The organism is Aeromonas sp. WP2-W18-CRE-05 (assembly GCF_014168615.1).
GTDB lineage: Bacteria > Pseudomonadota > Gammaproteobacteria > Enterobacterales > Aeromonadaceae > Aeromonas > Aeromonas caviae.
The window spans coordinates 3,421,273-3,433,848 of the sequence record NZ_AP021917.1 but is presented as its reverse complement, the minus strand read 5'-3'; the positions used below and the strand labels follow the sequence as shown (position 1 = coordinate 3,433,848).

General features: G+C 63.8%; 15 protein-coding genes. 4 read left to right on the top strand and 11 right to left on the bottom strand.

The window, feature by feature from the left end:
* Positions 1-72 precede the first annotated feature (72 nt).
* On the bottom strand, positions 73-501 hold the full coding sequence (gene fur, locus H7R73_RS15935; RefSeq protein ID WP_010674102.1) for a ferric iron uptake transcriptional regulator: 429 nt from the start codon (positions 499-501) through the stop codon (positions 73-75).
* Between the two features lie 231 nt (positions 502-732).
* Here fur and H7R73_RS15930 point away from each other — a divergent pair, with 231 nt between their 5' ends.
* Entirely contained in the window at positions 733-1,206 is a 474-nt protein-coding gene (locus H7R73_RS15930) for a DUF4442 domain-containing protein (RefSeq protein WP_182951327.1), read from the top strand.
* Between the two features lie 68 nt (positions 1,207-1,274).
* Here the strand turns inward: H7R73_RS15930 and fldA are convergent, their stop codons facing one another.
* Genes fldA through H7R73_RS15910 form a run of 4 tightly spaced genes read right to left on the bottom strand, consistent with a single transcriptional unit; the run spans position 1,275 to position 3,198 of the window.
* Positions 1,275-1,799 carry a flavodoxin FldA gene (gene fldA, locus H7R73_RS15925; protein ID WP_010674104.1) on the bottom strand — a complete coding sequence of 175 codons (525 nt, stop codon included), beginning with the start codon at positions 1,797-1,799 and terminating at the stop codon, positions 1,275-1,277.
* A gap of 40 nt (positions 1,800-1,839) precedes the next feature.
* Positions 1,840-2,136 carry a LexA regulated protein gene (ybfE, locus tag H7R73_RS15920; protein ID WP_005325670.1) on the bottom strand — a complete coding sequence of 99 codons (297 nt, stop codon included), beginning with the start codon at positions 2,134-2,136 and terminating at the stop codon, positions 1,840-1,842.
* Positions 2,137-2,156: 20 nt separating this feature from the next.
* Positions 2,157-2,378 carry a DUF2788 domain-containing protein gene (locus H7R73_RS15915; RefSeq protein WP_010674106.1) on the bottom strand — a complete coding sequence of 74 codons (222 nt, stop codon included), beginning with the start codon at positions 2,376-2,378 and terminating at the stop codon, positions 2,157-2,159.
* A gap of 55 nt (positions 2,379-2,433) precedes the next feature.
* On the bottom strand, positions 2,434-3,198 hold the full coding sequence (locus H7R73_RS15910) for an alpha/beta fold hydrolase (RefSeq protein WP_103259816.1): 765 nt from the start codon (positions 3,196-3,198) through the stop codon (positions 2,434-2,436).
* Positions 3,199-3,488: 290 nt separating this feature from the next.
* On the opposite strand from H7R73_RS15910, the gene seqA reads away from it, so the two are divergent.
* A complete protein-coding gene (gene seqA, locus H7R73_RS15905; protein ID WP_010674108.1) occupies positions 3,489-3,998 on the top strand; it encodes a replication initiation negative regulator SeqA in 510 nt (169 codons plus the stop codon).
* Positions 3,999-4,051: 53 nt separating this feature from the next.
* Complete coding sequence (gene pgm / locus H7R73_RS15900) at positions 4,052-5,701, top strand: phosphoglucomutase (alpha-D-glucose-1,6-bisphosphate-dependent) (RefSeq protein WP_103261100.1); 1,650 nt, start codon at positions 4,052-4,054, stop codon at positions 5,699-5,701.
* 74 nt (positions 5,702-5,775) lie between these two features.
* Here pgm and H7R73_RS15895 read toward each other — a convergent pair whose 3' ends face one another.
* Positions 5,776-6,657, bottom strand: a complete 882-nt coding sequence (locus H7R73_RS15895; protein ID WP_042017343.1) for a DMT family transporter — start codon at positions 6,655-6,657, stop codon at positions 5,776-5,778.
* 94 nt (positions 6,658-6,751) lie between these two features.
* On the opposite strand from H7R73_RS15895, the gene H7R73_RS15890 reads away from it, so the two are divergent.
* Positions 6,752-7,234 carry a MarR family winged helix-turn-helix transcriptional regulator gene (locus H7R73_RS15890; protein WP_042017340.1) on the top strand — a complete coding sequence of 161 codons (483 nt, stop codon included), beginning with the start codon at positions 6,752-6,754 and terminating at the stop codon, positions 7,232-7,234.
* A gap of 45 nt (positions 7,235-7,279) precedes the next feature.
* Here H7R73_RS15890 and mltB read toward each other — a convergent pair whose 3' ends face one another.
* From mltB to H7R73_RS15865, 5 genes are all read right to left on the bottom strand, one after another.
* Positions 7,280-8,377 (bottom strand): lytic murein transglycosylase B, encoded by a 1,098-nt coding sequence (gene mltB / locus H7R73_RS15885; protein WP_039039833.1) that lies wholly within the window; start codon positions 8,375-8,377, stop codon positions 7,280-7,282.
* A gap of 94 nt (positions 8,378-8,471) precedes the next feature.
* Positions 8,472-9,074 (bottom strand): CDP-alcohol phosphatidyltransferase family protein, encoded by a 603-nt coding sequence (locus H7R73_RS15880; protein WP_103261101.1) that lies wholly within the window; start codon positions 9,072-9,074, stop codon positions 8,472-8,474.
* Positions 9,067-9,729, bottom strand: a complete 663-nt coding sequence (locus H7R73_RS15875) for an ATP-binding cassette domain-containing protein (protein WP_182951326.1) — start codon at positions 9,727-9,729, stop codon at positions 9,067-9,069. Before H7R73_RS15875 ends, H7R73_RS15880 begins: the two co-directional genes overlap by 8 nt.
* Positions 9,730-9,733: 4 nt before the next feature.
* A complete protein-coding gene (locus tag H7R73_RS15870) occupies positions 9,734-11,344 on the bottom strand; it encodes an ABC transporter permease (RefSeq protein WP_182951325.1) in 1,611 nt (536 codons plus the stop codon).
* A gap of 48 nt (positions 11,345-11,392) precedes the next feature.
* A complete protein-coding gene (locus tag H7R73_RS15865; protein ID WP_103261102.1) occupies positions 11,393-12,562 on the bottom strand; it encodes an ABC transporter substrate-binding protein in 1,170 nt (389 codons plus the stop codon).
* Positions 12,563-12,576 lie beyond the last annotated feature (14 nt).

Here is a 12,576-nt window from a genome sequence, read left to right as displayed (position 1 = left end):
CTTCTGGTCCGGATTGCGGACATAAAAAAGCCAGCATCATGCTGGCTTTTTTATTGCGCCGACCCGGCCGAATCAATCGTCGTGCTTGCAGTCACCGTTGGCGCAGTGGCCATACAGGTAAAGGCTGTGGTTGGTCAGGCGGATGTTGTGCGCCTTGGCGATGTCGCGCTGGCGCTGTTCGATCACCTCGTCGGAGAACTCGATCACCTTGCCGCAGTCGAGGCAGACCAGGTGGTCGTGGTGCTCCTGGGTGGCCAGCTCGAACACCGACTTGCCCCCTTCGAAATGGTGACGGGTGACGATACCGGCATCATCAAACTGGTTGAGAACGCGATAAACGGTAGCGAGACCAATCTCCTCGCCCTGATCGATCAGCCGTTTGTACAGATCTTCCGCACTGGTGTGCTGGCAGTCCGGCTGTTGCAGGATTTCCAGGATCTTGACACGGGGCAAGGTGATCTTGAGCCCGGCCTTTTTTAACGCTTGGTTGTTGTCTGCCATTTCTATTTATTCGCATTCTCGAAGGTGTGGTTATTCTGATTGACTGCCGCTGTAATGGCAACCACGAACTCGCTTGGCCTGTCATTATAGGTCGTAGCCAAGTTAAAAATAAACCCAGCAATTCAAGGGCTTTAGCTCATCAAGCCCGTCATGGGAATATTCAGGCCCGCTTGCTCGACCAGAGAATGTTGATACTATGTGACTTCTTTATAGTCTGGTCGGATGAGATCCATGGATTGGCTTTTTGGCAACGCGGCCTGGGTGCGCTGCGCCCTCAACGCCTGGCCCCCCTTCTGGGGTGCAGGCATCAAGATAGAAACCCTGAGCCCCGATTTCCGCTTCTGCCGGGTCACTCTCAAGTCCCGCTGGTGGAACAAGAATGCCAACCGGACCCAGTTCGGTGGCAGCATGTTTGCGATGACGGATCCCATCTATCCGCTGATGCTGATGGGTCATTTCAAGAACCGCTATTACGTCTGGGACAAGGCGGGCAGCATCAACTTCATCAAGCCTGGCAAGGGCAAGCTGGTGGCGGAGTTCACCCTGACAGACGGCAAGCTGGCATCGATCGTGGCGGCGACCGAGGGAGGAGAGAAGCACTTTCCCGAGTTCGAGGTGCAGGTGCAGGATGGTCAGGGCGAGCTGGTGGCCCAGGTGAAGCGCACCCTCTATGTCAGATCCAAGCCCCAGCACAGGGGTGGCTGAATGCCTGCTGCAGATGCAACAAGGGCCCCGTCGGGGCCCTTGTTGCATGAAGAGGGAGGGAGATCAGATCACTCCAGCTCACCCAGGCACATCTCTTCATGCAACTGTTTGCACCAGCCCTTGACGCGCTCTGCAGTCAGCTCCGGCTGGCGATCTTCGTCGATGCCCAGGCCCACGAAGTGCTTGTCATCCACCAGCGCCTTGGAGGCTTCGAACTCGTAGCTCGCGGTCGGCCAGTGGCCGATGATGATGGCGCCCTTGGCTTCGACGATGTCACGCAGGGTGCCCATGGCGTCGAGGAAGTACTCGGCATAGTCTTCCTGATCGCCGCATCCGAAGATGGCCACCAGCTTGTTGTTGAAGTCGATCTCTTCGAGTTCGGGGAAGAAGTCGTCCCAATCGGCCTGGGCTTCGCCGTAGTACCAAGTCGGGATGCCGAACATCAGCAGATCGAAGCTGTCGATGTCGGCCTTGCTGCTCTTGGCAATGTCACGGACTTCAATCAGTTGTTTGCCCAGTTCTTTCTGGATCATCTTGGCGACAGCTTCGGTATTACCGGTATCGCTGCCGAAAAACAGACCTACACTAGCCATAGTGTTTCGTTACCCGTATCTGGTGTTGATGCTTGACGGTTCAGATTGCGATGCCTGCTGCATGAGCAGACTCGATCTGTTGCTTCAGGATAGATTGGATCAGCTCGGCTCGGCTGACGTTCTGTTGCAGCGCAAGTTGGTTCAGGCGCTCCAGCAACTCGGCTTCCACCTTTAACTCGACCCGTTTCAGCCCGTTCTCACGATCGCGCTTGAGCTGGTTGCGCTTGTTGATCTTGAGCTGGGTCTCGCGGGGGAGTGGATTGGTCTTTGGCCTGCCGGGGCGCTTCTCAGTTGCGAACAGATCCAGTGTTGTTCGATCAGTTTGCTGTTTGGCCATACATCACAGATGAAAAGTAGTTAGCCGATCCCTGAGCCTTCCCAGCCCATTTCGATCAGCCCCTTGGCGACAAAACCCGCGCAACCCAGAAACAGCACCAGCCAGACGATGAAGCGGCCGAAGCGGGGCACATTGCCCCGTTTGAGCACGTCCTGAATGGCCAGACCAATCAGCAGGAAGATGGCCACGAAGAACAGTTTCAGGCCCAGACTCTCGATGAGATCGATGTGTTCACTCAGCATGGATTGCGCGCACTCCTTAAGACGGTCGCACTATATCACAAAGGATTTGAAACTGTTAACCGCCTGTCGACAGGAAATCCACAACCAGTTTGTTGAACAAAACCGGCTTTTCCGCGTGCAGCCAGTGGCCGGTGCCGGCGATGACGCGGGCCTTGGCGGCCGGGAACTGGGTCATTGCGGCCCCGCTGTATTCGGGCAGCATATAGTCGGAGTCGCCCCCCTTGATGAAGAGTGTCGCGCCTTCGAAGCGGCGTTCATCGTCGGGCCAGCCCATGATGTTGGCGTAGTTGCGCTCAAGGGCCGGCACGTTGAAACGCCACCCCCATCCAGACTCCCCTTTGGCGAAGGATTTGAGCAGGAACTGGCGCACCCCGGCGATCTCGATGTGCTCGGCCAGCATGGCTTCCGCCTCGCTGCGGCTCTGGGGGGGCGTGGCCAGCGTGGCATTGAGCCCGGCAAACACGTTCTTGTGGCGGGCGTGGGGATAGGCCACCGGGGCGATGTCCGCCACTACCAGCTTGCTGACCCTGTGAGGGGCCTGCTTGGCGACCTGCATGGCGACCTTGCCCCCCATGGAGTGGCCCACCAGGGCCACCTGCTCAAGTCCAAGATGGTCCAGCAGGGCCAGGATGTCCGCCGCCTGGGCCGGGTAGCTCATCTCGTCCGAGTGAAAGGAGGCGCCGTGATTGCGCAGATCGACGCTGATGACCCGGTATTGTTCGCTGAGGGGGCGCGCCAGCAGGCCGAGGTTGTCCAGGCTGCCAAAGAGGCCATGGATCAGCACGACAGTCAGGCCTTTGCCCTGATCCTTGAAGTTCAATCGTGGGTATTGTTGCAAAATGACACCTTATCGGTCGTGGGCTCTATCGCCATAATTTTTAACACACTGAAAGAAAAGGATTTCATTCATGGTGGGGGATTTTTTTGTGGTTTTTTTTCAAAAATATCGCCCCGGGATCGGCTATCAGTGCGGGGGATCACACACTTGGCCCGTCATTATGCCGTATTCTCAAGGAGATTCATGCACATCTGTCCGCCCCTTGCTTGGGCTGCCGGGTCTGCCTATGTATAATCGCCGCATCCGAATTTCGACGAGTCCAGCGCATCCCTATGAAAACCATCGAGCTTGATGACGATCTCTACTTCTTTATCGCGAGCCAGACCCGGCACATCGGCGAGAGTGCGTCCGATATCCTGCGTCGCCTGCTGGAGCAACCCGCCCAGGCTGGCACGGCAACCGTGGCGGCCGCGCCTGCGATGCAACCGCAACCCGTGGCCGATGCCATGGGGCTGGAGGCGTTGCTGGATTCCGGCGAGCTTCAGAAAGAAGAGAAGTCCATCAACCGCTTCATGCTGGTATTGAGCACCCTCTATCGGGACAACCCGGAAGGCTTCACCCAGGCGACCGAGATAAAAGGGCGCAAGCGCGTCTACTTCTCCCGTGACCCTGAAGCGCTGCGTGCCAGTGGCAGCACCACCAAGCCCAAGCCGGTACCGGAGACCCCGTTCTGGGTGATCACCAATACCAATACCAGCCGCAAGCAGAACATGGTGGCCCAGCTCATGAACAGCATGGGTTATGACGAGGATCTGACGGCTCGGGTGTGCGGCGCCGTTTAACCCATCAATGACTTCAGGCCTTGCCGGGCAAGGCTCAGCTCAAGGAAAACGCCATGGCACAGCATTCCCACGCCGGTCAGCCGGCTCGTCTTTGCGATCTGACCAACATTCCCCGTCTGGTCAGCGCCTACTACCTCAACAAGCCGGACATGAGCCGCCCTGAGCAGCGGGTCGCCTTCGGCACCTCCGGTCACCGCGGCAGCGCCCTGCACGGCGCCTTCACCGAATCCCACATTCTGGCGGTGACCCAGGCGCTGGTGGAGTACCGCCAGCAGGCCGGTATCACGGGGCCGCTGTTCGTCGGCATGGATACCCATGCCCTGTCTGAATCCGCCTTTGCCAGCGCGGTGGAAGTGCTGGCGGCCAACGGTGTCGAGACCCGCATTCAGGCCGGCCTCGGCTTCACGCCGACCCCGGTCATCTCCCATGCCATCCTGCGCCACAACGCAGGCAAACCCGTGGCCCAGGCGGACGGCGTGGTGATCACCCCGTCCCACAACCCGCCGGAAGATGGTGGCTTCAAATACAACCCGCCCCACGGCGGTCCTGCCGAAGGCGAGATCACCAAGTGGGTGGAAGACCGCGCCAACGCGATCCTGGAAGCGGGCCTGGCCGGTGTGAAGCGGATGCCGTTTGCCGAGGCTCTCAAGAGCCCGTTCGTGGTGGAACACGACTATGTCACCCCTTATGTGGATGATCTCGAGAACGTGCTGGATCTGGCCGCCATCAAGCAGGCTGGCATCAAGATAGGCGTGGATCCGCTGGGTGGCTCCGGCGTCGCCTACTGGGACGTCATCGCCAGGCGCTACGGTCTGGACATCGAGGTGGTGAACTACAAGGTCGACCCGACCTTCTCCTTCATGACCCTGGACAAAGACGGCAAGATCCGGATGGACTGTTCCAGCCCGTTCGCCATGGCGAGCCTGATTGCCCTGAAAGACAAGTTCGACATCGCCCTTGGCAATGACCCTGACTACGACCGTCACGGCATCGTCACCAAGGCGGGCCTGATGAATCCGAACCACTATCTGGCGGTGGCGATCCAGTATCTGTTCACCCACAGAACCGGCTGGCCCAAGGGGGCGGCCGTCGGCAAGACGCTGGTCTCCTCTTCCATGATCGACCGGGTGGCTGGCGAGATCGGTCGCACCCTCAAAGAGGTGCCGGTCGGCTTCAAGTGGTTCGTGGACGGTCTCTACAGCGGCGAGTTCGGCTTTGGCGGCGAGGAGAGCGCGGGTGCCTCCTTCCTGCGCAAGGACGGTACCGTCTGGACCACCGACAAGGATGGCTTCATCCTGGCGCTGCTGGCGGCCGAGATCCTGGCGGTGACCGGCAAGGATCCCCAGGCCCACTACGATGCGCTCGAAGCCAGATTCGGCCGCTCCAGCTACCGCCGCATCGATGCCCCGGCCAACAGCGCCCAGAAGGCGGTGCTCTCCAAGCTGGATCCGGCCCTGGTGGAAGCCTCCACCCTGGCTGGCGAGCCCATCCTCGCCAAGCTGACCAAGGCGCCGGGCAACGATGCCGCCATCGGCGGCCTGAAAGTGGTGACCGAGAACGGCTGGTTCGCGGCGCGCCCCTCCGGTACCGAGTCCATCTACAAGATCTACATGGAGAGTTTCAAGGGGGAGGCGCACCTGGACCTCATCCAGCAGGAAGCCCAGCAGATTGTCTCCGCCGCCCTGGCCAAGGCCGGCGTCTGACCCTTACGGCAACAACCCATGTGAAAGAGGAGCCCTGGTGGCTCCTCTTCTTTTTGTGTCGGGTTGACTGCGGATCAGCCGTTGTCGACGCTGCCGGTGGCGGCCTTGCGGTTCTGCCAGCGCTTGAGGAAGGAGCGGGCCGGCAGCTTCATCAGGAAGAGAGAGAGCAGGATGATGCCGATGCCGAGCCACTGACGGCCATCCAGGGTTTCTCCCACCATCAGCACACCGCAGGAGACCGCCACCATGGGGTTGGTGAGGGCCAGCATCCCCATCACCTCCGGGCCATGGCGTTTGAGTCCCCAGAGCCAGGCCCAGTAGGCCAGGGCCGTGTTGAGGATCACCAGCCAGATAAGCCCGGGAGTGGCGTCAGCCCGGGGCAGGGGCATGGGGCCGGCCAGCCACCAGGCCAGCGGGATCAGCATCAGGCCGCCCAGCAGCAGCTGCCAAGCGGTCAGGGCCAGCAGATCGTCCACCGGCCAGCGTTGCATCCAGCGGCTCGACTGGCCGATGAGCAGGGTGGCGAGCAGGGCGCACGCCACGCCGACGGGATCCAGATTGGCAGAAGGATTGAGCAGCAAGAGCACCCCGACGAGCCCCATCACCCCCAGCAACAGCCACTTGATCGTCGGTCTGACACCGTCTTGCAGCCAGGCCAGCCCCATCAGGATGAGGGGCAGCGTCGCTCCCAACGTACCCGCCACGGCGCCGGGCAGGCGAAACGCCGCCACGAACAGCAGGGCGAAGAAGGCGGTGATGTTGCAAAACGCCAGCAGGAACTGCCTGCTCCAGACGAGAGGCGGCCTGCGGGGATGGAGCAACAGCAGCAGCACCCCGGCGGGGAGGGCGCGCCACACGGCCACCCAGTAGGGGGAGTAGTCGGTCAGGTAGAGACTGACGACGGCATAGGTGCTGCCCCAGAGCAGGGGGGCGAGCAGGGCGATCAGCAGTGGCATGGTTATCTCGTAATAAAGTATCTTTAAGTAAAGATACATTAGTCGCGAGTTGGTTTATTATCAAGTATCTTCATGTAAAGATAATGGAGCCCCAATGGAGAGTGATCATGTAGATCAGCTGCTGGCCCAGTGGGCCCGGCAGCGCCCGGACCTCGACTGCACCCCCATGGGGGTGCTGGGGCGGGTGGCGCGCATGGCGGCGATCGCCGGGCGCGAAGTGAGCGAGACCCTCAAGGAGTGCGGTCTGCTGGGGTCCGATTTCGATATCCTGGCGACCCTGCGTCGGGCCGGCGAGCCGCTGACCCCGACCGCGCTCTACCAGTCCGCCATGCTGAGTTCAGGGGCCATGACGGCCCGGCTCGACAAGCTGGAGCAGCGTGGCCTGATAAGACGTGAAGCCTCCCCCGATGACAGGCGCAGCCTGCTGGTCTGCCTGACGGAGCCGGGGCGGGAGCTGGTTGACCATGCGGTGGAGCAGCACGTGGCAAACGAGCGTCGCCTGCTGGCCCCATTGAGCCTGGCCGAACAGGAGCAGCTGGCGGCCCTGCTCAAGCGCTGGTTGCTGGAAAACGAATAGCAAAACGGGCCCATCGGGCCCGTTTTCGTTGGCATTGAGGCTGGCTCAGTAGCCGCCTCTGGCATCCCTGACGGCAAGGCCAAGCTGCCATACCGCCATGGCGTAGTGGGTGCTGTGGTTGTAGCGGGTGATGGCGTAGAAGTTCGGCAAGCCGTACCAGTACTGGTAACCGGTGCCGACATCCAGACGCAGCAGGCTCGCCTCCTTGTGGTTGCCCAGATTGCCGGTAGGAGCCAGCCCGGCACCGCGCAGGGTGGCCACCGGGTAGCGGGTCTGGAAGCCGTGCTCATAGCCCGGCAGCTGTCCCTGACCACGCACCGCCACCGGCTGCCCTTTCTCCCAGCCGTGGGCCTTGAAGTAGTTGGCCACGCTGCCGATGGCATCCACCGGATCCCACAGGTTGGTGTGGCCGTTGCCGTTGAAGTCCACCGCGTAGTTGCGAAAACTCGACGGCATGAACTGGCCGTAGCCCATGGCCCCGGCATAGGAGCCCTTGGGTTCGGTGGGATCCATCCCCTCATCCCGGGTCATCACCAGGAAGGCTTCCAGCTCGCCGGTGAAGAAGTCGGCGCGGCGCGGGTAGTCAAATGCCAGAGTCGCCAAGGCGTCGAGAATGCGGGTTTTGCCCATCACCCGACCCCAGCGGGTCTCCACCCCGATGATGCCGACGATGATCTCGGGTGGCACCCCGTAGATCTGCTGCGCCCGGTTGAGTTCACTCTCGTATTCACGCCAGAAGTTGACGCCGTTCTGCACGTTGTCCGGGGTGATGAACTTGGCGCGGTAGCGGTTCCAGGCGCCGGTCGGACCGGTGGGCGGTCTGGTGGTGGGGGCCTGGGCGTCCATCAGCTTGATGATCCAGTCATAACGCTCGGCCTGGGCCAGTACCCGGTGCAGCTCGGCGCTGTCGAAGCCGTGCTTTTGCACCATCCGCTGCACGAAGTTGTCCACGTTGGAACGATTGGCGAAGTCCCCCTTGCTGACCCCGGGCTGGCTCACCTGTCCGTAGAAGGGTTTGCTCGGCGGCGTCTGGTTGATGAAGGCGCTGTTGGGTTGGGGTTTGACCACGGGCTTGGGCGCCGGCGTGCTGCTGCAGCCGTAGATCAGGGGAAACAGGGAGAGGACACAGACAAGGCGACGCATAGGGTTCTCGTGAGCCTGAAAAAGAGTGCCGTCATGGTAAAACATTGGCGTGCAGGCGCAAGTGCTCCGTGCCGGCGCGCCCTCCGGGATCCCGTCAGCGCAGGGTGTGGTAGCCGCTCCAGATCCGGGTCAGGGTCGTGATGGCACAGAGCAGGGCGAAACCGTAGGCCAGTGGCACGAAGGCGGCGGGCCAGAGGCACATGAGCACGAAGAGGGCGATGGTTTCGCTCCCCTCGGTGAGCCCGCCCAGATAGTAGAGGGATTTGTGGTGGTAGACGGGGCTCTCGATGCCCCGTTTGCCCGCCATGATGGCAAAGGCCAGAAAGCTCGATCCCGTGCCCATGAAGGCGAACAGCAGGGTGGCGGCGGCCAGGGCGTTGGCCGGGTCGGCGAGGGCAAAGCCCAGCACCACGGCGGCGTAGAAGATGAAATCCAGCGTGATGTCGAGAAACCCGCCGCAGTCGGTGATGCCCGTTTCCCGCGCCACGGCGCCATCCAGCCCGTCCAGCAGCCGGTTGAGCAGAATCGCCGCCAACGCCCACTGATAGCAGCCAAAGGCCAGCAGCGGCAGCGCCAGCATGCCGATGAGAAAGCCGGCGAGGCTCACCTGGTTGGCGCTCACCCCGGCCCGGCACAGTGGGAGGGCGAGCGCGGCGAGGGGGCGGCGGATAACCGGGATCAGGTGGCGATCAAACAAGGTGGTGCTCCTCTTCGGGGATGGCTGGGGGGATCAGCTGCAAGATGGTGCCCGGCGCATCCTCTTCGTCGTGGGTCACCAGCAGGGCGGGGATGGCCTGCGTGCGCAGGCGCTCGAACACCAGGGTTCTGAATGCCGCCCGCAGCGGCTTGTCGAGGCGGGAGAAGGGTTCGTCCAGCAGCAATGCCCTGGGCTCGGCCAGCAGGGCACGCAGCAGGCTGACGCGGGCTTTCTGGCCGCCGGAGAGCGTCCCAGGCAGCTTGTCCGCCTGAGCCTCCAGCCCGACCTCGGCCAGCGCCTCACGGGCCCGGGTCTGCCTTGCCGCCATCCCCTTGAGATGCGCCGGCATGCCGAACATCAGATTTTCGGCCACCGTCAGGTGGGCAAACAGCAGGTCATCCTGAAACAGGATGCCGACGCCTCTCTCCTGGGGGGGGAGCGGGGTGAGGCGATGTGCGCCGAGCAGGATGTCCCCGGTCAGCCGGATGGGCCCCCCGGGTGGCAGCACTCCCGCCAGGGCCGCCAGCAGGGAGCTCTTGCCACAGCCGCTCTGTCCCATCAGGGTGAGCACCTCGCCCGGGGCCACCCTGAGGGGGGGGAGCGTCAGCAGGGGGGCGCCGTCGAGGAAGAGGGTGAGTGCGGAGGTGTGCAGCATCGGGTCAGGACCTCAGGGCGGGGTTGATGCGCCGCGGCAGCCAGAGCGCCAGGGCATAGATGAAAAGGGGCAGCAGGAGTTGCAGCAGGCCGTAGAGCCCCGCCAGCCGCCGGTTGAGGCCGCTACCGATGGCCACCGCCTCCGTGGTGATGGTGACGACCCGCCCGCCCCCGAACAGCAGGGTCGGCAGGTATTGGGCCAGACTCACCGCCGCCCCGACACCGAAGGCGAACAACAGGGGACGGGCGAGCAGGGGGCCCTTGACTCGCCACCAGGCCCCCCAGGGGCTGGCCCCGAGCGTGAGGGCCACCCGGGTGAGGCGCTCGTCGAACTGGCGATAGGGGCCGTGCAGGCAGAGATAGACGTATGGAAAGACGAAGATCAACTGGCTCCAGAGTACCCAGCCAGGGCCTATGCCAGTGAATCCCAGCCCGTCGGTCTGAAGGCGCAATCCAAACAGCAGGCTGGCCTGGGGCAGCAGCAGAGGCAGGCAGACAAGCCAGAGGGTGCGTGTGGCGCGGCGCGCAGGCAACGCCTCGAGGCAGAGCACCGCCAGCAGCAGGGAGAGCGCGGCGCAGAGCAGGGCCAGCCACAGACTCTGCCACAGCAGCGGGCCCAGGCTCGGCAGCAGAGCCAGCCAGTGGTGGCTGCTCCATTCGCTCGGCCAGAGGGCGGGAAAGGACCAGCGCCGGGTCAGGGACCAGAGCAGCAGGGCGGCGAGCACCAGCAGATTGGTCAGGAGCAGCCCCCACACGCCGATGCGGGCAATGAGTGCGGGCCAGGGCGAGGCGGGGGCGCGTCGCCCATCCAGCCAGCGTGCCTTGCCGAGGGTGAGGTGGGCCCGCTCCAGCAGCCTGAGGGCGCCAAGCAGCAGCAAGTTGAGGGCGAGCAGCAAGAGGGCGCCGCTGGCACTGGCGCCGCGCCAGGCGGGGTCGGCATCCTGATACCAGAGCCAGAGTCGCACCGCCAGGAGCGGCGGGGCATCCGGCCCCAGCAGCAGGGCGAGATCCACCACCGCCAGACCATAGGCGGCCACCGCGTAGAGGGGCAGTCGCAGGGCGGGCCAGAGGGCGGGCAGCAGCAGGCGCCACCAGATCCGGGGGGCACTGAAGCCGAGGCTGGCCCCCAGCCACTGCTGGCGCGCCACCTTGGCGGGATCCAGTGCCGCCAGCGCCATCAGCAGCAGGAAGGGGGTCTCCTTGAGGATGAGCACCACGATGAGGCCAAGGCCCCAGGGATCCTTGAGGGTTTGCCAGTCCGGGGGCTGATGGGTGAGGTCAAGCAGGGGGGCGACGAGGCGCAGCAGCCAGCCGGAGGGAGCGAGCAGAAAGGCGATGCCGATGGCAAAGGCGACGTGGGGAAGCGCCAGCAGGGGGGAGAGCAGGCGGCGCAGCCAGCGCATCCAGGGACGCCCGTCCCCCTGGGCGAGCAGCAGGGCGGTGACGGCCAGGGCCCCCAGAGTGGAGGCCCCCGCCACCCAGAGGCTCAACCCTGCGGAGTGCCAGAGTCCAGGCTGGGGGAGCAAGAGGGCGAGGTTGGCGGGGGTGAGCCCCTCGATGACCAGCAACAGCAGGCCCCCGGCGAGCGGGATCCCCAGCAGCAAGGCTCCCAGCATCAAAAAGGGCAAAAGGAGGAGAAGAGGGGCGCGCACCTGCATGATGGATCAGTGGCCGTAGCGCTCGGCCCAGGCCGCTTCCAGCCGGGTCTGCCAGCTGGGGTGGGGCTCTGCCACCCCCTTGAAGCGCAATGCCGGACGGGTCTGGCCAGGCAGCGCCTCCTGGCGCAGCACGCTGGGATCCCCCCAGAAGGCGGGGTCGCTCTTGCGCGCCTGGGCGGCGGGGCTCAGCAGGAAGTTGACTACCACCTTAGCCCCGGCCCGGGCGGAGGCATTGAAGGGAATGGCGAGGAAATGGCTGTTGGTGAGCGCCCCTTTTTCCATGGCGATGGCCTTGACGGTGGGGGGCAGGGTGCCGTTTTGCGCCGAACTCTGGGCTTCCCCCGGGTTGAAGCTGATGGCCATGGCCAGCTCGCCGTCATCGAGCAACTGTCTGGTCTCGGCGGCGCCGGTGGGGAAGAGCCTGCCCTTTCGCCAGAGCGCGGGGTGAAGCTGGTCGAGCCAGGCCCAGAGAGGGGCGGTGATGCGAAGGAAGTCGGCATCGGTCGCCTCCCGATAGAGGGGGGCGGGGTCGGGTGTCAGCTCCAGCAGGATCTGCTTGAGAAAGCTCGAGCCGTGAAACTGGGGAGGCTTGGGGTAGGTGAAGCGGCCGGGGTGAGCCTTGGCCCAGGCCAGCAGGGCGGCCGCCGAGGTGGGAGGTGCGTCTACCTGGTCGCCATCCACCATCAGATTGAGCTGGCCTATGCCCCAGGGGGCCTCCAGCCCCTCGACCGGCACGGTGAAGTCTTCACTCACCGGCAGGGCGGTGTCCACCAGGGCCATGTTGGGCAGCTCGTCGGTAAAGGGGGTTCCGAGCAGCCCCTGCTCCTTGAGCGCCTTGAAGTTCTCGCCGTTGACCCAGAGCAGGTCGATGGGGCCGTTCGACGTCTTGCCAGCCTGCTTGCCGGCCAGCAACTGGCTCACGCTCTGGGCGATGTCATCCACCTTCACCTGCACCAGCTCGACCTGGTACTGGCGAGCGATCTCCTGCCCCGCCCACACCAGATAGGCGTTGATCTCGGGGCTGCCCCCCCAGGCGTTGAAGTAGACGGTCTGCCCCCTGGCGGCCAGCAGGGTCTGCTGCCACGACGCGTCATTGGCGTGGAGCGGGGAGGCAAGCAGCAGGGGGACAGCGGCCATCAGGGGACGGAGCAGGGCGCGAAGTCGGGTCGTGAACATGATGGTTGCCTCGT